Raw genomic sequence first — 21,798 nt, 5'->3', positions numbered from 1 at the left:
CTTTCTATGTGTTTCATTTTCTGACAAATCATGAGTCATTTTTTCTTCCATCGTCTATTCTTTATACAAGTTACCTATAAAATCACGCTGAACTAGTTGTTTCTCACGGCAATTTTCGAGAGGAGGATGCGGCATTGGGGAATTTTCACACGATGTTAGATGCGCTCCTGGAAGACCAGGAGGAGGCTGTACTGGCGACACTTGTTCAAGTGGAAGGCTCCGCGTATCGAAAAGCAGGCGCCTCTATGCTCTTTAAGAAAAATGGCAGACGGATTGGCTTGCTGAGCGGCGGGTGTGTGGAAGAAGATGTATTCCAAAGAATCAGTGCGCTGGGCGATCAGCTCACACCAACGCTGATTCCCTACGACATGCGGTCGGAGGACGATCTTTCTTGGGGCATGGGAGCCGGGTGCAATGGCATTATTCATGTTCATGCAGAGCGAATCACTCAGGAAAAAAGGCGGCACTATGAGAAAGTGAGGGATTGCCTTCATTCAGGCAAAGCTGTCACTTCCGTTACAAAGATTGGATCCTCCCATTATTTATTTCTGACGGAGAACGGGCATTTTGGCAACTGGCCGGACGCGCCTCTGCAAGATATTCAACGTACTCTTTCAACGCTTCATTTACCGCATTTCGATCCACCCACTAACATGTTTATTCAGCGAATTGAACCGAAGCCGCGCCTCATTCTGTTTGGGGCGGGTCCGGATACTGTACCGCTGGCCAATTTGGCGGCTGACACAGGGTTTTCTGTTATCGTGACGGATTGGCGGCCCGCTTATTGTACATCCTCTCTTTTTCCAAAAGCGGATCAGCTGATTACCGCTTTTCCGGAACAAATGCTTAGCAAATTTCAATTTTTTCCGCATGATGCAGCTGTTGTGGCAACCCATCATTATCAGCACGATCAAACGATCATCAACTTCTTATTTTCTCAAAACCTCCATTATATTGGACTGTTGGGTTCGGCAAACCGCACGAAACGGCTGCTGAACGGAAAACATCCTCCGTCTCACTTTTACAGTCCGGTCGGGCTGAAAATCGGTGCGGAAGGTCCAGAGGAAATTGCGGTAAGTGTAGTTGCAGAAATCATTCAAACAAGAAAACGGATAGCGGTTGTATGAGAAGCCCCTATCTGATCGGCGTGTTTCTCGCTGCCGGCAAAAGCAGAAGAATGGGCCAAAACAAGCTGGCTTTGCCGCTAAAAGGAGAAAACATCGGCTCACTTTCTTTGAAAACTGCTCTGTCGTCCCGCCTTGATCACGTGCTGGTCGTCGAGCGGACAGAACATGCCTCCCTTGAGTGGATAGGAGCGCCGTATCACGCTCCGCCTTTTCAAAAACGCTGGAGCCTGCACGTTTGCCAAGATGCAGAAAAGGGTCAGGGGCATTCAGTCAGCAGCGGGGTGAGAAAAGCAGAAAGCATGGGGGCGGACGGCGTTGTCATTTTGTTAGCCGACCAGCCTCAGCTTTCCGTCGATCATCTCAATGCCCTTGTGGTTCTGGCTCCTGAGTCATTTGCCGTGTCATCGTTTTTAGGGGCGTTCACCCCGCCAATCTACTTCTCGTCGGCTTGTTTTCCTTATGTAAAGGGGTTAACGGGAGATGAAGGGGCTCGCAGGCTCCTGAAAAGCGGACAGCTTGGAGCAGGAGCGGTTTTGGAGGCAAAGGATAGCGGCGAGTTGGACGATATTGATACACCCGAGGAATATGACATGGTAAGGAGGGCGATGGCTTGAACGGCCAAGTGACAAAAGCAAGGATGAATATTCAATTATGGAGGCCGACAGCGCTTGATGAGGCCTATTCGCTTTTAGAGAAGCTTGCTCCGGATGTGTGTGCCGCATCGGGAAGCACGCTGCTTCAGCTTCAGTGGGACAAAGGAACTCTGCCGAAACAGCACCTTGTCAGCCTTGAAGGGATTGACGAGATGCGAGGGATCAGCGCCAGTGACACCCACGTGTCGATCGGGGCGCTCACATCACTGAATGAATGCAGAAAGAACCCTTTGATCAAGAGAGCGCTTGGCTGTTTCAGTGACGCTGCTTCCGCTGTCGCTGCACCGGGGATTCGCAGCCGTGCCACGATTGGCGGCAACATAGCGAGTAAAATTGGTGATTTCATTCCGCTTCTGCTTGTGCTTGGTGCTGAGCTTATCGTATATCAAAAGGAGCTAATCAGGCTGCCGCTTGGCGCTTGGCTCAGTGAGGAAGACTTTAGAACGGCTATCGTCACGCGTGTCATCATCCCGCGGGCGGAGGGAGAGCGTGTATTTTATCACAAGCTTGGAAGGCGCCAGGCTTTTACAGGAGCGGCTGCTGTTGCAGCTGGACGTTTTTTGAAAGACGGCAGCATTCGTCTCGCCGCTGGCCATGCCGATATCACTCCTAGGAGATTATTGGACAGCGAAGCGAAATGGATGGCACCAGGGTGGGACTCGCATGAGCTGTACAAAACACTTATCCATGAGCTGCCGTTTTCCTCAGATGCTTTTATGTCAGCGGCATACAGAAAAAAAGCCGCTGCCAACGTCATCATGGCAGAGCTGATGGCTGAGGGAGGGGAATAAATGATCATCAACAAACCGTCAAGAGTCAGGCCGGATGGAAGGGATAAGGTCACAGGGGAATTGAAATATATGACCGATCTCAGCTTTCCGGGAATGCTGTATGGCAAGGTGCTGAGAAGTGCTTATCCTCATGCAGAGATTGTGTCGGTTTGCACCATAAAAGCTGAGAAAATGGAAGGCGTGCAAGCCATCGTCACGCATAAAGACGTTCCCGGCTTAAACCGATTTGGCATTGTCATCCCTGATCAGCCGGTTTTATGTGAGGACAGGGTGCGGTATGTCGGGGATGCGATCGCCGCGGTTGCTGCGGAAACGGAGGAAATCGCGGAAGCGGCGCTGGAGCTGATTCGAGTTGAGTATAAAGAGCTGGAAGTCATAGATTCACCAGAAAAAGCGCTTCGGCCGAATGCGCAAAGACTGCATGAGGACGGGAATATCCTGCACCGCGCATTTTTTTCAAACGGCGATGTGGAAGAAGGGTTTCAAGCATCTGATACAGTCCTTGAAGAAACCTATGAGCTGCCGCGGCAGATGCATACGTATATGGAAACGGAGGGAGGCGTAGCCGTTCCGGAAGACGACGGGGGTTTTACGATGTATGCAGGAACCCAGCACGGCTATAAAGACCGTTTCCAGCTTGCCCGTATTTTTGATATTCCTGAAGAGAAGATCAGAATTGTGTCAAGTCCGATGGGCGGCTCGTTCGGAGGGAAGGATGAGCTGAATATTCAGCCGTATGCTGCGCTTTTGGCCCTGAAAAGCGGACGCCCTGTCAAAATCCATCAGACACGAAAGGAATCTGTACGTTCTGGCATTAAGCGCCATCCGATGAAGATTACGATAAAAACGGGTGCAGATCATTCGGGAAATCTATTGGCGCACGACGTGAAAATTGTGGCGGACACAGGCGCTTACGCCACGCTTGGGCCTGCCGTTCTAGATTTTTCTGTCGAGCATGCCGCGGGGCCGTACCGTATTCCGAATATCCGGACTGAAGGAATATCAGTATTTACGAACAACGGGGTGGCGGGGGAATTTCGGGGCTTTGGCGGCAACCAAATCACATTTGCACTCGAAACCCATCTCGATCGTCTCAGCGGCATGCTCGGCATCGACCCGCTGGAGCTGAGAAGAAAAAATATCAGAAAACCGCATGACTTGGGGCCGCTGGAGCATCGGATTGCATCGACTGACGGAGCGGCACAGGTGTTGAATGCCATATCTAAATCTCCCATTCTTAAAAAAACAAGCCGGAACTGCGGGTATCTGCAAAGAGGCACGGGAGCGGCAATTACAATGCACGGCGGCGGGCTGGGGTTTGGCCGAATGGATGCGGCAGGAGGCCGTTTGTCTCTTTCGAGTGAAGGCAAAATCACAGCATCATTTGGATTTGAAGAATGCGGACAGGGGATTCTAGCAGCGATTGAACAGATTGTCATGGAGGAGCTGGGTTGTGCCGCAGAGGATATTTCCATTGTTATTGGGGATACCGCAAAAGTGCCGAAGTCAGGCTCCTCCACAGCATCCCGCGGCACAAGCATGGTGTGGCACGCGATCCAGCGTTTGAAGAAGCCGTTTCTATCTCAGTTGAAAAAACGGGCGGCAGAATGGAGCGGCTGTTCAGCGGAAAACCTTATTCCCGGCGCTGCAGGCTTGCGTGACAAAAACACAAAGGCGCTCGTGGTGACGTATAAGGAGCTGGCTGAAAAAGGCCCTTTGGCAGAGGAAACGGCCTTTGACTTTCCAACAACGCCTGATCCTGTGGTGGGCGGCCATTTCCTCTACTCATTTGGAGCGGCTGCCGTTGAGGTGGGGGTAGATCTGTTAACAGGCGATGTCAAATTGATAGATTGTGAGCACGCTATTGCGGCAGGTCCGGTTGTCAGTCCGCAGGGATATCGAGGTCAAATTGAAGGCGGCGCTGCCATGGCACTCGGCTATACGCTGATGGAGGAAGCGAAAATGACGGACGGCCGTTATGCCGCAGAAAATCTAGATCACTATTTGATCCCTGGAGTCAAAGACGTTCCTGACATGAAGGTGATCGCAATAGAAGAACTAATGAAGGGTGATGCATATGGACCACGCGGTGTTGGCGAAATTGGAACAATCGCCATCACTCCGGCGATTGTAAAGGCAGTACATGATGCGGTCGGATGCTGGATAAACAAGCTGCCAATTTCAAGAGAAGAGCTGCTTGAAGCGATAGACAGAAAGGGGCTGAAGCAATGGACGTAAAAGAGGCCGGGCCATTTCCTGTAAAAAAGGAACAGTTCCGGATGACCGTGAATGGGCAGGAGTGGGAGGTTGCTGCCATTCCTACGACACATCTGAGTGACTTGCTTAGAAAGGAATTTCAGCTGACCGGGACAAAGGTGTCCTGCGGAATCGGCCGCTGCGGAGCCTGCTCTATTTTAATCGACGGAAAACTGGCCAATGCGTGTATGACCATGGCTTATCAAGTGGACGGCCACTCCATTACAACAATCGAGGGCGTACAACAAGAGGAACTGGATATCTGCCAAACCGCTTTTCTGGAAGAAGGAGGCTTCCAATGCGGCTACTGTACCCCAGGAATGATAATTGCGCTTAAAGCACTGTTTCGGGAAACCCCTCAACCTTCTGACAAAGATATAGAAGAAGGGCTGGCGGGGAACTTGTGCCGGTGTACCGGGTATGGCGGGATTATGCGGTCAGCTTGCAGGATTAGAAGAGAGTTGAACGGGGGTAGTCTGGAGTCCGGCTTTTAAGAGCCGGACTTTTTTAGCCTCAGTCAGACAGCGCGATCAAGACGCAGAAGCGTTGTGGGAAAACACACGATAAATCTCGCAGAACTTGACAGCTTCTGGATTAGAAAATGATTAGTGAATCACATAGCAAAGACGCCATAAAAACTTCTTATGGCGTCTGTCGGACAGGGAGGTGTTGGATACGGCGGAGGCAAGGAAAGTTAAACTTAATAATTAAAGATAGCTGCTCCAACAATGATCAACAAAATGAATAGCACCACGATCAAAGCGAAGGAGCTCCCGAAACCGTTTGAGTAACCAGAGTTTCCACTGTATCCACCAGAATTGTAGAATCCCATAATGTCACCTCCTTTAGTGGAGATAGTATAAGATATGCCAAACGATCATTTTCGACATAGATTTAAGTCTAAAAAAGAAAAAATGAATATTTTGTCTAAAGGTGTAAGAGAGAACGCATTATCAAAACTATTAAAACCGCAGCAATTGTTTTCAGAGTAATTTTTCGAGAAAAAACGCGGTCTGTTTATAGGATTGGAAAAGGGAGCTCGGCTTCTAAGAGCTGACTTATTAGTTTGAAACCCCGATTTATAAATGAAAGGACTACAGGATATTTTTCTCGTAGGCAATTATCCTGAAAAATATTGGTGAATGTTTATTCAAGCTGTTGTTTCACTAAGCGTGGGATCACTGCAAGTACTGTCCTAGGATCAAAAGTTTATTGAAGTGCAAATAGAAGCCCGCCTCACCGGCGGGCTTCCTTCTTAACTCCCCCTATACACCTGATAACCAAACGGCGACAGCAAGAGCGGGATATGATAATGTGCATCTGGATCTGCAAGCTGAAAACGGACGGTGACGATGGTTAAAAACGGCTGGTCGATCGTATTCACGTTTTTATTCGCAAAATAGTCTCCTGCATGAAATTCCATCACATACTCTCCGGACACCAGCTCTTCACCAGCCAGCAGAGCGACATTGGCTCTGCCGTCATTGTTAGTGTAAACCTCTTTCAAAATACTTTCGCCCAGCCGCTTCACTTCAATTTTTACGTTCGCCGCTGGTTTGCCGCTGGTTAAATCTAAAATATGGGTTGTCAGTTTTCCCATCAGGCTTTCAGGCTCCGACATTTTTCAGCGGCTTTCTGTTTTTCTTTCTCGGCGTCTTCTCTTGTCACGGTAAAATGTTGGAAACCGTATGGCGGGCGCGGTTCGGTGTAGACTTTTCCTTTTGAGCCCGGGATTTCTTCGACAACCGTATCCCACGTGTGATTTTGAGATTGGAAGCTGACATCAGTGAGCTGCGGGAACCTCGCTAATATTCTGCAGCCGATATGATAGATTAAGTTTTGGATTGAAGGGGTTTCGAGCTCGTGAAAAACGGTGCTCGCTAAGTCGCGGACTTGTTCAGCCGCAACGTAGCGGGATGGATCAAAAGCGTATGCGTCATTGGTATTTTCATATTGCCAGCTGATGTTTAAATAGACAAACAGCGGGCGGTTGCCGTCTTCCGGGAGAGTCGTATATTCGTCCCGGATGAAGCCGACGAAGGAGTTGCCGCTCACCTTGACGAGCTGAAGATCCATGATTTCGCTGTATTGCTCTGTAATCGTTATGATATTCCCGCTTCGTTCTGCTTTCAGCACAGAGCGGCTTCGTTCATTACGCGATCTTCTGAAGACGAGGCGGCTTGTGCTGAGCTCTTTCTCCTCGTATGCAGGCATTGCTTCAAACGGAATGTCTTCGCCAGTCAGAGTGATCTTGTCCATATGAGAATAGGTATCTAAAAATCGGTGAGCTACATAGTGTAGGAACCCCTCGGTTGTCGTTCCTTCATAGGATGCGAGATGGCGCTGGATAAAGTTTTTCATTGAATCCGTTGCCACGACGAGAGTGTTGTCTCCGTCTGTAAATGATGGCAGGAAGGCTTCTCCGCCAATTTCGCATGTCACATCAACGCCGACAACGGTATTGCTTCTCCCGGCAAAAGATGATTCTGGGATTTGCTTCACTCCAGTGAGCGGTTTTAAAAACGTTCGGTATGCAAATACATTTCCTTTGCCATAAGACATAGTTCTTTTCATTTGCGTCTCTCCTTTTTCAGTGATGATGTCAGCTAGACGAAAGCGGGCGATTCGGTAAATTTCTATAAGGGCCTGCTGGAACTCCGTTTCTCGTTCGCTCTCAAGCCTTGCCAGCAGGGCTTGGTGAATGTCCTGTTTCGTCTTTCCCTTCACCGCTAAAATAAAAGGAAAGCCGAAGCGATCATAATAGTGTTCATTCAGCATGAGAAACTCCTCGTATTCCTGCTGTTCTAATTTGCTGAGCCCCGCGTTCTGCTGCTCTCGTACCGAGTCATCGCTCATTGTTTTCTTTGTTCCGAGCCGGGGATGCTTTTTGATTAAATCAAGCTGTGTCTCGCGATCCGCGGCTTTTACTATGCCAGTCATTTTGCGGTGAAGATCAGAAAGGGACGAAAACGGCCGTAGTGCTGCGGATCTCTCCGCAATCCATGAAGAGTGTTCAAAAATAGAACCAAGTGTGCCTGTCAGTGTTTGTGTGTCCATTTGGTTCAGGTCATCCATTGTGAACATTGGCATCTTCCTTTACGTTTTTATGTCTGCGCCATTCGGCTGTTTGGTTTGAAAAAAAGCGTGCAGTGCAATGGCCGTCAAACTGCCGATCACAATTCCGCTTCCTGCCAAGACAGAGGCCGCGCCCGGAAGAGATGAAAACAACGCGGGAACTGTTGTAGCGCCAAGCCCCAAGCTGACGGAAGAGGCGATAATCAGCAAGTTGCCTTGCGAATCAAGGTCAACGCTGGATAGCATTTTGATCCCGTAAGAAATGACCATGCCGAACATGACGATCATTGCGCCGCCGAGAACTGGGGTGGGGATCACTGTTGTCAGGGCCGCTGCTTTTGGAACCAGCCCGATCGCGACCAGTATGATTCCTGTGATGGCGATGACGTTGACACTTTTCATCTTTGAAAGCTGAACGATGCCGACATTCTGCGAGAAACCTGTATAGGGAAACGCGTTAAATAAGCCGCCCAGCAAAATCGCAAGGCCTTCTGCCCGGTAGCCCTTTTCCAGATCCTTCTCCGACAGCCTGCGGTTTGTGATATCAGCGAGGGCAAAATAAACGCCTGTCGATTCAACGAGGCTGACAATCGCAACGAGAAGCATCGTGACAACAGCCGGCAGCTCAAAGGTTGGCGGTCCGAAATAAAACAGAGACGGAACATGAAGCCAAGACGCTTCCAAGACCTCAGAAAAATCGACCTTTCCCATCAAATATGCAGCCGCTGTTCCTGCGATAAGACCGAGTAAAATCGCTATGGAGCGGATAAAGCCTTTAAAGAAATAAAATAGCAATAAGATAAAAGCTGTGACGCCAAACCCGAGGAGCACGTTGTCGAGTGAGCCGAATTCTTTGCTTCCTTCACCTCCGGCCAGGTTATTCATTGCCGTTGGAATCAGGCTGATGCCGATGATCATGACGACTGATCCGGTTACGACAGGCGGAAAAAAACGGACAAGCTTCCCGAAGAAGCCCGCGGCTAAGACGACAATCAGTCCTGCGGCGATAATGGCACCATATATCGCTGGGACACCGTAAGTGCTGCCGATGGAAATCATCGGGCCGACTGCGGTATACGTACATCCGAGCACAACGGGAAGGCCGATGCCGAAATATCGGTTTCTCCAGAGCTGCAAAAGAGTTGCCGCCCCGCACATAAACAAATCAATCGCGATTAAATACGTCAGCTGCCCCGCATTCAGCCCGATCGCCGCTCCGACGATCAACGGAACGAGAATGGCTCCCGCATACATGGCAAGCATGTGCTGAAGCCCCAGCATCATCAGCTGTAAGGCATTGTGCTGTTCCTTCATCTTTTTTACACCTCTTTTTCTAATACGAGTGTACGTTCTAATACCGGAAGTTCTGTTTGCTGTGCTGTTAATTCTTTTTTGCCGCGCAAGCTGAAAAAAAGATTCAAAAAGATGGCGGTCAGGCTTCCGGTGATGGTGCCGTCACTGACCAGAATTCTAATCGGAGCGGGGAATTCAGCAAAAATCCCGGGGACCGTGCTGGCGCCGATGCCGAGTGCGATTGAGCATGCGATGGTCAGGAGGTGGTATTGATTTTTGAGATCCGCTGTGCTCAGCATTTTGACGCCAGAGGCAATCACCATGCCGAACATGACGAGGGTCGCGCCGCCAAGTACAGCAGCAGGAACGGCAGATGCAAGGGCGGCAATCTTCGGAATCAGCCCGAGACAGACAAGGATACAGCCTGCGGTAACGACGATGTTTCTTGTTTTCACTTTGGTCAGCTGCAATAAGCCGGCGTTTTGCGCAAAGGTATTATAAGGAAAGGCATTGAACAGCCCGCCGATGAGAATGGCGATTCCTTCCGCTCGATAGCCTTTGACGAGATCTTTTTCAGTTAAAGGTCTGCCGCATATCTTTCCGATTGCGTAAAAAACGCCGGTTGATTCCACAATAATGACGATTCCGACGATCAGCATCGTTAAGATCGGACCGATTTCAAACGTGGGGGCTCCGAAGTAAAAAGGCTTCGGGATTTGGAAGAACGGTGCTTCTGTAACAGAAGAAAAGCTGACTTTGCCCATGATCGCTGCTGCGGCTGTTCCGGCGGCGATGCCGATCAGAACGGACAGTGTTCGGGCAAATCCTTTGAGAAAGCGGTTGAGGACTAAGATCAGAACAAGGACACCGACAGAGAGAAGAAGGTTTTCGAGCGAACCGTATTCCGGGTTGGCGCTGCCGTTTATTTTTTCGCCGCCAGCCATATTTTTCACACCTGTCGGAACAAGTGAAAGGCCGATCAAGGTCACAACGGTACCTGTTACGACAGGAGGAAATAACACAGTCAGCTTGCCGAAAAAACGCGCAAACAAAAAGATGAACACACCGGCCGCGATGATGGAACCGTAAATCGCGTGAATGCCGTAATTGCTGCCGATTGCAATCATCGGGGTGACGGCCACAAATGAACTGCCAAGCATGACGGGAAGCCCGATGCCGATGTATGCTCCGCGCAAGGTTTGCAAAAGCGTCGCGACGCCGCACGTTAACAGGTCAATCGCCAATAGGTAGGACAGCTGTTCAGTTGTTACATTCAGCGCCCTGCCGACAAGCAGGGGCACCAAAATCGCACCTGCATACATGGCGAGCACATGCTGCAGGCCAAGCGTAAACACCTTAAACGATCTTTTTTTCACCATAGTCCCTCCCTGTATGTGAACTTTAGTAACATGATATCGTGCCGGCCGAGGGGTGTCATTGGATACAGTAGCTGAAAAAGACAGGTGTGATTGCTGAAAGTGACGAAAAATGATTCATTTTGTAGGAAAATGTGACAAACGTTAGCTGATCAGCCGCTGCATACGTAAGGCAAGCCGCAAACGCATCGTTGTTTCAGGATCTTTTAAGCTTTTACCCAGAAGCTCTTCGCATTTTTCAAGGCGGTATATGACCGTATTGCGATGAACGTACAGACGCTTTGCCGTCTCTGAAATTTGGCAGTGTGTCTCTAAATAGACGGAAAGCGTATGAAGCAGGCTTTGATCCTCCTGCTGTTTTTCAGCGAGGCTCTGAAGCGTGGAGTTGTAAAATTTCTTCAAATCCTCAACTGGGAGCAAGCGCAGAAGCTCAGGCACATCTTTGGCGTGATACACCTGGATAAATGCTGTGCTTCTTGACAAATGCCCCGATTGCAGAGCATCAGAAGCTTCTGTGAAAGCGTCGGGAACATCAATGAGCTTTTGGCATATATTGCTGATGCCAAAGGACACGGTTCGTTTAAATTGAGCGCTGACCTGTGTTTGAAACTGTTCTAAAAAGCTGATCACCGAGGCGTGCATTTCACTCCAGCTGTCTGTCGCCTCGATTAGAATAATGCCGACATTTCCTTTCATAAAGAAGTGAGGCGGAAACGGGAAGGCTGATAGTTCACCTTCAAGAAATTCGAATACGCTGTCGGAAGCGAGCTGATTTTCTGTAAAACTGATTGATTCATCATTCCGATCGAGTTTGCCGGCAATGCACATGTATTTTTGATCCCAGCGCAGCTTGAATTCTTTCGCCCGGTTTTTGATTTCGTCATCTGAAGAAAAGGACCGTTCAATAAAATTGTTGAAAAACTCATTGCGAGCCCGCCGGCTGAACTGCTTCAGCGCATTTTCCTTCAGCAGTTCAAAGGAAATGACGTTGGCCGCTTGTTCAATCGTGAGGATCAATCCTTTATCGCCGGCCTGGACCATGTCCGGTATCAGCAGGTATCCGCAGTTTTTTTCGTGATTATAAATAGGCAGGACAGAATATGTTTTCTGATCTGAGATTGTAGAGAAACAAGTGAAAAACGGCCCGGATACGGTATTCAGGGTGCCTTTCAGCTTTTCAGTCTCAACTGAAATCTGATGAGACGCGGACAGCATTTTGGCATGCTGGTCAAGCAGCAGCACGGGAAGCTGAAGGAGGTCTGACACCTTTTTAAGGAGGGATTGCAGCCCCTTGCCGCTCATAATGTGGTTTGTGAATTTTTTGTGCGCGTAAATGGCTTGCTGCAGCTCGTTAGAACGCATATCGAGAATGTGGCTGAGTGTGGCATTTACAATATCGCCGAGGCGGATGTGTTCTGGAAGTTCAATGATCGGAAACGCATATGAATCGGCCAGTTCGATGATTTCCTTCGGGATATCTTCCAGATAGCGCTTTGTTTTAATGCCGAGGCCCGCGCAGCCGCGTTTTGCCATTTGCCGAATCAGTTCAGATAATTGATGCGGGTGATCCTTCAGGTGATAGGCGGTGGTGACGAGCAATTCATTCTTATGCAAAAAGTCTGCGATATCCGGAGCGTCCATCATATTGACATGCTGAACCTCTCTTTCCCCTCCTGCTTTTCCAGCGATTAAATTGGCGTTTTCAAAAGCCGGTATTTTCATCACATCAAAAATATTCATAGCGCATTCTCCTTTTCTATAAAAACATTGGTTAAGGTGAATAATTTTCAATAGGAATTCTAGCGGTTTTGCTGATGTAATACGATCATAGTAGCAGTAAACTGTTGAAAATAGAACTGGTTGTGTTACATAAACTGACATGAAAAATCGTCATCCGGACATGGGGGGATCAATATGGCTTACGATATGGTGATAAAAGGTGCGAAGGCAGTTACGCCAGATGGCGTTATAGAAGCTGAGATTGCAGTTCAAAACGGTGTCATTGCCGAGATAGGTTCTGACATTGAAGCAAGCGGGACGGAAATCATCCAGGCAGACGGGAAATACGTGTTTCCTGGTGTGATAGACTGCCATGTTCATTTTAATGAACCGGGCAGGGAGGATTGGGAGGGGTTTGAAACAGGTTCTCAAATGATGGCCGCAGGCGGCTGCACCACCTATTTTGATATGCCGCTCAACTGTATTCCATCAACCGTGACGGCAGAGCATCTTCTCGCAAAAGCTGAGCTAGGCAGGCAAAAATCTGCCGTGGATTTTGCGCTATGGGGCGGCCTTGTGCCAGGCCATATCGAGGACATCCGTCCGATGGCTGAAGCGGGAGCGATCGGGTTTAAAGCGTTTTTATCAAAGTCAGGCACTGATGAGTTCCGCTCTGTTGATGAACGGACATTGCTCAAAGGCATGGCAGAAATCGCGGCTGCAGGAAAAATCCTCGCTCTCCACGCGGAAAGCGACGCGATCACAAGCTACTTGCAGATGGTTTTGGCCAATAAAGGAAAGGTGGATGCGGATGCGTACGCCGCCTCCCGCCCGGAGGAAGCAGAAGTTGAAGCGGTGTATCGCACGATTCAGTATGCGAAGGTGACAGGCTGTCCGGTTCATTTTGTCCATATCAGCACGGCGAAAGCGGTCCGGCTGATCAGAGAGGCGAAACAGGAAGGTCTTGATGTTTCGGTTGAAACATGCCCGCATTATGTCTTGTTCAGCCATGACGATTTACGGCAAAGGGGCTCTGTCGCAAAATGCGCGCCTCCGCTCCGGTCGCGGCAATCAAAAGAGACGCTGATCGAGACGCTCATTGCCGGGGACATTGACATGGTTTCCTCAGACCATTCCCCCTGCCGTCCATCCTTGAAGCGGGAGGATAACATGTTTTTATCATGGGGTGGAATCAGCGGCGGGCAGTTCACTTTATTAGGAATGCTGGAACTGGCGCTTGAGCATCAGATTCCGTTTGAAACCATCGCAGAATGGACAGCGGCGGCCCCTGCAAAACGATTCGGCCTTCAGAAAAAAGGGCGGCTTGAGGCGGGGTGTGATGCAGATTTCGTGCTCGTCAGCATGGAGCCGTACACTGTTACAAGAGAATCGATGTTTGCAAAGCATAAAAAAAGCATTTACGAAGGACATACATTTCCCTGCAGCATTTCGGCCACTTACAGCAAAGGCCGGTGCGTGTACAATGATGGGGAAAAAGTCACTGAAATTGACGGAGCTCTGGTCGTTCCTTCGTAAGCCCGGCGGATTTTACCGCCGGGTTTTTTGATTTCCTCCGTTCTAGTTTTTAAAATCTCATCAACGTGGTATCTTTTTTTAAAGGAGGCGGAGGCAATGGAGCATGTCAAATACATACTTAAGCAATCCTGGTCGCGTCATTCGAGCTCTAAATGGACGGAAGAATGCCCGTCATGCGGCCAATGCGGCGTGACGGCATTGGTGATTCAAGACCATTTCGGCGGCACGATTTTCAAAACAAAAGTCGGTGAGAGCTGGCATTTTTACAACAGCATCAATGGTGTGATGTACGATTTTACGAGTGAGCAGTTTCAGGCGCCTATTGAATATCAGCATATTCCTTCCTCAAGAGAAGAGGCGTTTTTAGATACGAATGAGGAACAATATCAGCATCTTCGTTCTGCATTTTCCCGCCATATGAACAGCATTTCCAAGGAAACCTGAAAACACGTGTGATAAACTGGAAGAGAGGTGAATGAGTGTGATTTATATCGGACTGACGGGGTGGGGGGATCATGACAGCATCTATCCGCCGAAAACGGCCAGCCAGAAAAAATTGCAGGCCTATTCCTCCCATTTTCCGATCGTGGAATTAGACGCGAGCTTTTACGCGATTCAGCCGGCGCGCAATAATGAAAAGTGGGTGAAGGAAACGCCCGAAACCTTCCAATTTATCGTGAAAGCATATCAGGGCATGACAGGGCATCAGCGCGGCGAAATTCCCTTTGACTCAAAAGAGGAGATGTTTGATGCGTTTAAGGTGTCTTTAACGCCATATTTACATAGCAATAAGCTCGCCATGGTGCTGTTTCAATTTCCGCCGTGGTTTGACTGCAAGAAGGAGAATGTCGCCTATTTGAGATGGTGCAAGCACCAAATGGGAGATATTCCTTGCGCGCTTGAATTCAGAAACCGTTCCTGGTTCTCGCCGCCATTTTATGAGCAGACGCTTTCATTTATGAAAGCGGAAGGCTGGATTCACAGTGTCTGTGATGAACCGCAAATCGGAGAAGGCAGCGTTCCGACCGTGCTGCGCGCGACCGATGAAAACAAAACGCTCGTCAGGTTTCACGGACGCAACAAGCAGGGCTGGATGAAGCCTGATGGCGGGAAAAACTGGCGGGAGGTCAGGTACTTATACCGCTACAACCAACAGGAGCTGGAGGATTGGAAAAAGCACCTGAATGAATTGCAGCAGCAATGTAAGGATGTTTTTGTCCTGTTCAACAATAATTCCGGCGGTGACGCTGCGGATAATGGCAAGCAGATGCTTGAACTGCTTGATATCGAGTACAGCGGACTTGCTCCGAGACAGCTCGATTTATTTTAGAAAAGAGGTTTTTATTGATGTCGTTTGTGATTTTGGTCGTACTGGGATTAATCGCAGGTACGGTAGGAAGTCTGATCGGGCTTGGCGGCGGAATTGTCATTGTGCCGTCTCTGATGTTTTTAAGCACAGTGACGCAGCTGTTTCAGGATGTGACGCCGCAGGTTGCGATTGGAACTTCGCTTTTGGTCATTATTTTTACGGGCCTTTCTTCAACTTTGGCTTATATTAAATATAAAACAGTTGATTATAAGAGCGGGCTCATTTTCTTTATCGGTTCAGGTCCCGGCAGCATGATCGGGGCTTACGTGTCAAAGCTGTTCAATTCAAACTCGTTTTCCGTTTGGTTTGGCATTTTTATGATTCTGATTTCATTATCCTTAATGCTGAAAGCGAAAGCCCGGCCAATCAACAAAGCGCACAAAGGAATTATCCGGACATTTCAGGATGATGCCGGTGAGCCTTATACGTACTCATATCAGGCCTCTGTGGGTATTGCCATTGCCTTTGTTGTCGGTTTTTTAGGCGGACTTTTCGGTATAGGCGGCGGATCACTGATGGTTCCGGCGATGATGCTGTTATTTCTGTTTCCGCCGAAGGTTGCGGTGGCAACGTCCATGTTTATTATTTTCCTGTCTTCTATGACAGGGTCTGTTTCACATATGATTTCCGGGCACGTCAATTGGCTGTACGCCCTCGCGCTTGTGCCCGGCGCTTGGTTCGGCGGAAAGCTTGGCGCCGCCATCAACAGAAAAATGCAGACGAAAACGATCGTTATGATCATGCGGATCGTATTGATTTTGATCGGCTGCCAGCTCATTTATGAAGGCATTTTCAGCTGAACGATTAGGGAGAGATATTATGAAGGAGAAGCTCCGCTTATATCATACAAATGATTTGCACAGCCATTTTGAAAATTGGCCGAAAATTGTAGATTATATCGAGCAGAAAAGAAAAGAGCATCAGTCAGACGGCGAAGAGACGCTCGTTTTTGATATTGGCGATCATCTTGATCGTTTTCAATTCGTGACAGAGGCGACATTCGGAAAAGCGAATGTCGATCTCTTAAACCGCCTTCACATTGATGGAGCGGCGATCGGCAATAACGAAGGGATTACGCTTCCGCATGAAGAGCTTGCTGCCTTATATGATCATGCTGAATTTCCTGTCATCGTCTCTAACCTGTTTGATAAAAACGGAAACCGTCCGTCCTGGGCGGTGCCTTACCATATCAAATCATTGAAAAACGGTATGTCCATTGCTTTCTTAGGTGTAACTGTGCCGTATTATCCTGTATATGACAAGCTGGGATGGACAGTAACGGATGCTCTTGAAAGCATAAAGGAAACCATTCTGGATGTGAAAGGGCAGGCTGATATTATCGTTCTGCTGTCACATTTAGGCATTCTTGATGATCAGGCAGTGGCTGAAGCGGTGCCTGAGATTGATGTAATCCTCGAATCACATACCCATCATTTGCTTGAAGATGGACAAGTGGTGAATGGGGTACTGCTGGCCAGCGCCGAGAAATACGGGCATTATGTCGGCTGTGTAGAAATCACGGTGGACAGCGTACAGCAAAGCATCATCAGCAAAACGGCTTCTGTGCAGAACATGGCGGAATGGACAGGAGAATCCGCAGAAACAAAAGCGTTTCTCAATGAAAAAGAACGTGAAGCCGAGGAGAAACTGTCCGATGCCGTTGCAGAGCTTGCACAAGATGCTGAGGTGAAGTGGTTTGAAGAATCAGAGCTGCCTTTGCTTTTGGCATACGCCTTAAAGGAATGGTGCGAGACGGACATCAGTATGGTCAATTCAGGTGTCATTCTCGGTCCGCTAAAAGCAGGTCCTGTGACAAAGCTGGATCTGCACCGCATCTGTCCGCATCCGATCAACCCGGTGGCTGTCCGCCTGACGGGAGAAGAATTGAAGGAAACCATTGTCCATGCCGCTTCCGAACAAATGGAGCAGCTCCGGATCAAAGGACTTGGCTTCCGCGGAGAAGTGATGGGGAAAATGGTGTATGCCGGCGTTGAGGTAGAAACGAAACGGCTCGATGACGGGATCACCCACGTCACCCGGATCACACTGAACGGGGAAGATATTGAAAAACATAAACAATACTCCGTTGCGGTGCTTGATATGTTTACGCTCGGCAAACTGTTTCCGTTGATTCGCGACGCTGCAGAAAAAGAATATTTTATGCCGGAATTTTTGCGTGATCTGCTTGCTTGGAAGCTTGCGCAATAAGGCAGTCAGCCCACAACAAGCTGTGCCCTTCATCATAAAGTGATGAATGAAGGGAGTGGTTGACGTGGTAAACCTGACACCGATCATGATAGAAGGACAGCCTTTTACAGCTGTGACAGTGAAACTTCCAAAAACGAATTTTATGGCCGTCGCCAATGATCACGGATATATTATGTGCGGTGCGCTGGATGTGGCGCTGCTGAATGAAAAATTAAAGGAGCGCGGCATTGTGGCGGGACGCGCAGTTGGTGTCCGCACCATTGACCAGCTGTTAGACGCACCTTTAGAATCCGTCACGTACGCTGCGGAAGATCTTGGCATCAAAGTCGGTATGAGCGGCAGAGAAGCGCTTTTAAAAATGGTGAAATAAAATAAATTGGCTCCGGCTATTACTATGTCCCCTCTTACAAGCATACATTGTGATATGTAAGGGGGGATTTTCTTGCCAAGATATCGCGGCCCTTTTCGCAAGAGAGGACCTTTGCCTTTCCGTTACGTGATGCTCCTGTCCGTTGTCTTTTTTATCCTGTCAACAACGGTCAGCCTTTGGATGATCAATGGCTCGATCAAACCTGTTTTAATGGACATCGGCGAGATGGAAACGAAGCGTATAGCGACAGAGGTGATCCAGGATTCGATTGAGGACTATATGTCTGACAGTGAAAATATGAAAGATATGTTTCAAATGAATTCTGATGAAAACGGAAACTTAACGACAATCGATTTTAATACACAGGTTGTAAACAGTGTGAAAACAAAAGTGACAAAGCAGCTTCAAGCTCATTTGAAAGAGATGGAAACCCATACCGGACACAGCGGCGCCAGTGAAAACATTATGATCAACATTCCGCTGGGACAGGTAACCGGCAACAGCCTTCTTGGAAACCTCGGGCCGAAAATCCCGGTCCGGTTCAATTTAATCGGTGACGCTTTTACAGATGTCAAAACCAAAATCAAGCCGTATGGCATAAATAACGCACTTATTGATATCAGCATCTTTGTCGAAATTAAAGTGAAGGTCATCATTCCATTTGCCAGCAAAACAGCTGTCGTCACAAATAATGTTCCTGTATCGATTAAAGCAGTGCAGGGCGAAGTGCCGCAGTTTTATAATGGAAGCGGCGACTCGGGTGTCACGCCTTCTGTCCAGCTCCCGAGCAGCAAAGAAGAAGACGGTGCTGATTCAAAAAAAGAAAAAAGCAGCAAATAAGCCGCCTGTCGAAGAGGCGGCTTTTTGTTACTTCTTTTTTTGGTATTCATATCGCTCCCACGCCCTCAAATGCGGGTATGGATCAAATGACCATTCGGTTCTTCCGTTATCTTTGTACATGCCATAGTGCAGATGCGGCGGGAACTTCCCAGCGGTTCCCGGCGGGCCGTATCCGGAGCTGCCGACTGATCCGATCACTTGGCCAGGCTCAACGATTTGTCCTGTTTTAATCCCTTTGGCAAACCCATTGAGATGGGCAAAATAATGATACGTATTGTTAATGTCCCTGATGCCGATTCTCCATCCTCCGAAGCGGTTCCAGCCCTTCATTTCAACTACGCCGTAACATGTGGATTTGACAGGAAGGCCGTAATGGGCAAAGATATCCGTACCTTCATGAATCCGCCTTCCACCGAAGCCGCGGGCATCTCCCCACGTGCTTCGGTAGCTGTAATCGGTTCTGATCGGAAGCGGGAATGCATGCTCGCCCAGATCAATATGGCCGTAGGCTTTAAACAGCTTCATGAATTCAGATATAATCCCCACTGTCTGATCACGCCGGTAATAATTCCAAAGCCCGATCCGGATGTTGTCTTCATCTGTGCCATACGACAGTAAGTATTGGCTGAACGTATACAAGATATCTTCATCGTTGCTGACCTCGGCTTTCCCGTCTCCATCGCCATCCATTCCGATTCCGTCAAACACTTTAATGCTTAACGGCGCATCGTCTTTCGGATTCGGGTTTTCAGGCCCGCTCCAGATGTCATCGGGTATATAGATGCTGATGATTCCCGCCTTTTCAGGCAGATCTTTCCGGTTGCTCCGCACGTTTTCTTCGTATTGATCAACAGCGGCGAGCGCATACCAAGGGATCTGCGTCACAGCTTCGATTTTATGATATAATTCCATCCGTTTCGACAGCACTGGATCTGAAAGTTTTTTTCCAGACGCAGAAGGCTCAAATGCAAACAAAAGGAGAAGAAGAGCGGATAACAAAACTTTCACAAAATAATCTCCTTTCATATTGAATACACATAGTTTGCGGCAACCCGGCTTAAAAATGTCAGTAATCATCTTCCCTTGTCGAGAAATTTTTCCTATGTTAAAGTGTCTAAAGAAAAGACTTTCTTTAGTTAGAAAAACATTATTTTTGTTGCAGAACTAAAATCTGCACCTTTCTCGTTTTCAGAATGTTTCGTGTCAGAAATTGAGTATATTGGATATTGGAGATGATGGGAATTGGCAAAGAAAGACGAACACCTCAGAAAGCCCGAATGGCTTAAAATTAAATTAAATACAAATGAAAACTATACAGGGCTCAAAAAACTCATGCGGGAAAACAACCTTCATACCGTATGCGAAGAAGCAAAATGTCCGAATATTCATGAATGCTGGGCTGTCAGACGTACAGCGACATTTATGATTTTAGGTTCTGTTTGTACAAGAGCATGCCGTTTCTGTGCTGTCAAAACAGGCCTTCCAACTGAGCTTGACCTGCAAGAGCCGGAACGCGTAGCGGATTCAGTCGCGCTTATGAATCTGAAGCACGCGGTTATTACGGCTGTTGCGCGTGACGATCAGAAAGATGGAGGGGCAGGCATTTTCGCGGAAACTGTCCGTGCGATCCGCAGAAAAAGCCCGTTCACAACAATTGAGGTGCTGCCGTCTGATATGGGCGGAAACTACGATAACCTAAAAACCTTAATGGATACACGCCCAGACATCCTGAATCACAATATCGAAACGGTTCGCCGCCTGACGCCAAGAGTCCGCGCGCGTGCGACGTACGACCGTTCATTGGAATTTTTGCGCCGTGCGAAGGAAATGCAGCCTGACATTCCGACAAAATCAAGTATCATGATTGGGCTCGGCGAAACAAAAGAAGAGATTATTGAAGTAATGGACGACCTCTTGGCGAACAACGTGGATATTATGGCAATCGGCCAATATCTGCAGCCGACGAAGAAACACTTGAAAGTCCAAAAATACTACCATCCTGATGAATTTGCAGAATTAAAAGAAATCGCGATGCAAAAAGGCTTCAGCCATTGTGAAGCCGGTCCGCTTGTCCGTTCCTCTTACCATGCGGATGAACAAGTAAACGAAGCATCTAAAAAGCGTCAAGCCCAAGCTTAATGCCAAAACGCCAGATCATCTGGCGTTTTTGTCATTCCTATCGATTTTCATGTCCTGACGCGTTTCTCCATTGGCATTTTCATTCTCTGAGACAGGGCTTCCTTGCGGGGAGGTTTTCATTTCTTGAATCGTCCCCGACATGATCTCTCTGATATCCCTTGAACCAGAGCCGAGATTGCTGTAATTTTCGACGGACTGCATATGGTTTGGATTATCGGAAATATACACGTGATAGTATCGCGGTATCACGGAAGCCGCTGTTTTTTTCACCTGATCGGCGGTCAGCTCCCGGTTTTTAGAATCGGTTTTGTATACGACAAGCGCTTCTCGGTCAGTCACCAATGTCGCAGCATCTTGAATATGGGGGAGCTGAACCGTTAAACTTGATATCATGTGAGCGGTTTCTTCCCGGTTCATCACCGGCGTTTTCTGCTGGTCTCCGTCAAATTGTTCTTTTTGATAGCGGACATAGCCAAATTGTTCGTTCTCATTATGCCTGTTAAAAGCCTCGTTGCGGTCCGACACATGAATGGGTTTGGTTTGATTCTGCGTCTGATTCCGGACATTTTGGGCATTATCCAATCCTGCGCCTCCGCACCCGGATAATAGTCCGGTCAGCAGGCAGAGGCTGACAGCGGTTCGTTTCATTTATCAATCCCTCCTCATGTGTAGGGTAGCCAAATCGCATGATTTATTCTTTAGCAATTGATGGGGACGGGGCAATGAATTATGATAGGAATGAGTGAAAAAGAGGTGAGATCATGATTCTTATTCAAAATGCCGAATTTGAATTGGTGCACAATTTCAAAGACGGCTTCAACGAAGAGGCTTTTAAAGCCCGCTACTCCGATATATTAAATAAATACGATTATATTGTGGGAGACTGGGGATACGGTCAGCTAAGGCTCAAGGGCTTCTTTGACGACCAGAATCAAAAGGCAACCTTCGAAACGAAAATCAGCACATTAGATGAATATATTTACGAATACTGCAATTTCGGCTGTGCGTATTTTGTCTTGAAACGGATCAGAAAATAAATATACACA

At 48.2% G+C, this 21,798-nt stretch carries 22 protein-coding genes; 14 read left to right on the top strand and 8 right to left on the bottom strand.

The genetic code is table 11. From position 1 onward, the window contains the following. Window positions 1-134 precede the first annotated feature (134 nt). From NYE20_RS17715 to pucE, 5 genes are read left to right on the top strand one after another with little or no spacing between them, the layout of a single operon-like run. A complete protein-coding gene (locus NYE20_RS17715; RefSeq protein WP_161621272.1) occupies window positions 135-1,127 on the top strand; it encodes an XdhC family protein in 993 nt (330 codons plus the stop codon). Next, entirely contained in the window at window positions 1,124-1,741 is a 618-nt protein-coding gene (pucB, locus tag NYE20_RS17710; RefSeq protein ID WP_161621273.1) for a xanthine dehydrogenase accessory protein PucB, read from the top strand. The genes NYE20_RS17715 and pucB overlap by 4 nt, the downstream gene beginning before the upstream one ends. Next, window positions 1,738-2,571 carry a xanthine dehydrogenase subunit C gene (gene pucC, locus NYE20_RS17705; RefSeq protein ID WP_021480547.1) on the top strand — a complete coding sequence of 278 codons (834 nt, stop codon included), beginning with the start codon at window positions 1,738-1,740 and terminating at the stop codon, window positions 2,569-2,571. Before pucB ends, pucC begins: the two co-directional genes overlap by 4 nt. After that, a complete protein-coding gene (pucD, locus tag NYE20_RS17700) occupies window positions 2,572-4,809 on the top strand; it encodes a xanthine dehydrogenase subunit D (protein ID WP_339183620.1) in 2,238 nt (745 codons plus the stop codon). Further along, complete coding sequence (gene pucE / locus NYE20_RS17695) at window positions 4,800-5,321, top strand: xanthine dehydrogenase subunit E (RefSeq protein WP_049139625.1); 522 nt, start codon at window positions 4,800-4,802, stop codon at window positions 5,319-5,321. Before pucD ends, pucE begins: the two co-directional genes overlap by 10 nt. Window positions 5,322-5,527: 206 nt before the next feature. Here the strand turns inward: pucE and yuzJ are convergent, their stop codons facing one another. From yuzJ to pucR, 6 genes are all read right to left on the bottom strand, one after another. Next, complete coding sequence (gene yuzJ, locus NYE20_RS17690) at window positions 5,528-5,659, bottom strand: YhzE/YjcZ family sporulation protein YuzJ (protein WP_009968115.1); 132 nt, start codon at window positions 5,657-5,659, stop codon at window positions 5,528-5,530. A 423-nt stretch (window positions 5,660-6,082) separates the two neighbouring features. Continuing rightward, window positions 6,083-6,427, bottom strand: coding sequence for a hydroxyisourate hydrolase (uraH, locus tag NYE20_RS17685; protein WP_339183616.1), 345 nt, complete (start codon window positions 6,425-6,427; stop codon window positions 6,083-6,085). Next, window positions 6,427-7,911 carry a factor-independent urate hydroxylase gene (gene pucL, locus NYE20_RS17680; RefSeq protein WP_161621274.1) on the bottom strand — a complete coding sequence of 495 codons (1,485 nt, stop codon included), beginning with the start codon at window positions 7,909-7,911 and terminating at the stop codon, window positions 6,427-6,429. The genes uraH and pucL overlap by 1 nt, the downstream gene beginning before the upstream one ends. A 12-nt stretch (window positions 7,912-7,923) precedes the next feature. Then, the gene (pucK, locus tag NYE20_RS17675; RefSeq protein ID WP_032726813.1) at window positions 7,924-9,216 is read right to left on the bottom strand and encodes a uric acid permease PucK; all 1,293 of its coding nucleotides are present in this window, start codon (window positions 9,214-9,216) and stop codon (window positions 7,924-7,926) included. 5 nt (window positions 9,217-9,221) lie between these two features. Then, the gene (gene pucJ, locus NYE20_RS17670) at window positions 9,222-10,571 is read right to left on the bottom strand and encodes a uric acid permease PucJ (RefSeq protein ID WP_032727095.1); all 1,350 of its coding nucleotides are present in this window, start codon (window positions 10,569-10,571) and stop codon (window positions 9,222-9,224) included. 144 nt (window positions 10,572-10,715) lie between these two features. Continuing rightward, a complete protein-coding gene (gene pucR / locus NYE20_RS17665; protein ID WP_014477890.1) occupies window positions 10,716-12,311 on the bottom strand; it encodes a purine catabolism transcriptional regulator PucR in 1,596 nt (531 codons plus the stop codon). 174 nt (window positions 12,312-12,485) lie between these two features. On the opposite strand from pucR, the gene NYE20_RS17660 reads away from it, so the two are divergent. The 7 genes from NYE20_RS17660 to yunB all read left to right on the top strand — a co-directional run bounded on the left by NYE20_RS17660 (window position 12,486) and on the right by yunB (window position 18,613). Further along, the gene (locus NYE20_RS17660; protein WP_015483655.1) at window positions 12,486-13,826 is read left to right on the top strand and encodes an allantoinase; all 1,341 of its coding nucleotides are present in this window, start codon (window positions 12,486-12,488) and stop codon (window positions 13,824-13,826) included. Between the two features lie 96 nt (window positions 13,827-13,922). After that, window positions 13,923-14,270 (top strand): hypothetical protein, encoded by a 348-nt coding sequence (locus NYE20_RS17655; RefSeq protein ID WP_014480757.1) that lies wholly within the window; start codon window positions 13,923-13,925, stop codon window positions 14,268-14,270. Window positions 14,271-14,307: 37 nt separating this feature from the next. After that, window positions 14,308-15,156 (top strand): DUF72 domain-containing protein, encoded by an 849-nt coding sequence (locus NYE20_RS17650; RefSeq protein ID WP_003243895.1) that lies wholly within the window; start codon window positions 14,308-14,310, stop codon window positions 15,154-15,156. Between the two features lie 17 nt (window positions 15,157-15,173). Next, entirely contained in the window at window positions 15,174-15,995 is an 822-nt protein-coding gene (locus NYE20_RS17645) for a sulfite exporter TauE/SafE family protein (RefSeq protein WP_003228670.1), read from the top strand. Between the two features lie 19 nt (window positions 15,996-16,014). Next, a complete protein-coding gene (locus NYE20_RS17640) occupies window positions 16,015-17,403 on the top strand; it encodes a bifunctional UDP-sugar hydrolase/5'-nucleotidase (protein ID WP_021480539.1) in 1,389 nt (462 codons plus the stop codon). A gap of 64 nt (window positions 17,404-17,467) precedes the next feature. Further along, window positions 17,468-17,773, top strand: a complete 306-nt coding sequence (locus NYE20_RS17635; RefSeq protein ID WP_019712942.1) for a YunC family protein — start codon at window positions 17,468-17,470, stop codon at window positions 17,771-17,773. A 72-nt stretch (window positions 17,774-17,845) separates the two neighbouring features. After that, window positions 17,846-18,613, top strand: a complete 768-nt coding sequence (yunB, locus tag NYE20_RS17630) for a sporulation protein YunB (protein ID WP_161621275.1) — start codon at window positions 17,846-17,848, stop codon at window positions 18,611-18,613. Window positions 18,614-18,640: 27 nt separating this feature from the next. Here yunB and lytH read toward each other — a convergent pair whose 3' ends face one another. Further along, complete coding sequence (gene lytH, locus NYE20_RS17625; RefSeq protein WP_003243462.1) at window positions 18,641-19,621, bottom strand: L-Ala--D-Glu endopeptidase; 981 nt, start codon at window positions 19,619-19,621, stop codon at window positions 18,641-18,643. A 234-nt stretch (window positions 19,622-19,855) separates the two neighbouring features. Here lytH and lipA point away from each other — a divergent pair, with 234 nt between their 5' ends. After that, window positions 19,856-20,752, top strand: a complete 897-nt coding sequence (lipA, locus tag NYE20_RS17620; RefSeq protein WP_003222888.1) for a lipoyl synthase — start codon at window positions 19,856-19,858, stop codon at window positions 20,750-20,752. Window positions 20,753-20,767: 15 nt separating this feature from the next. Here lipA and NYE20_RS17615 read toward each other — a convergent pair whose 3' ends face one another. Continuing rightward, window positions 20,768-21,400 carry a YhcN/YlaJ family sporulation lipoprotein gene (locus NYE20_RS17615; protein ID WP_021480537.1) on the bottom strand — a complete coding sequence of 211 codons (633 nt, stop codon included), beginning with the start codon at window positions 21,398-21,400 and terminating at the stop codon, window positions 20,768-20,770. Window positions 21,401-21,513: 113 nt separating this feature from the next. Between NYE20_RS17615 and NYE20_RS17610 the strand changes: the two genes are divergently transcribed. Next, complete coding sequence (locus NYE20_RS17610; protein WP_003228682.1) at window positions 21,514-21,789, top strand: YutD family protein; 276 nt, start codon at window positions 21,514-21,516, stop codon at window positions 21,787-21,789. Window positions 21,790-21,798 lie beyond the last annotated feature (9 nt).

Source organism: Bacillus sp. FSL R5-0416 (assembly GCF_037975425.1).
Classification (GTDB): domain Bacteria; phylum Bacillota; class Bacilli; order Bacillales; family Bacillaceae; genus Bacillus; species Bacillus subtilis.
This window is presented reverse-complemented; position numbering and strand designations above follow the sequence as displayed.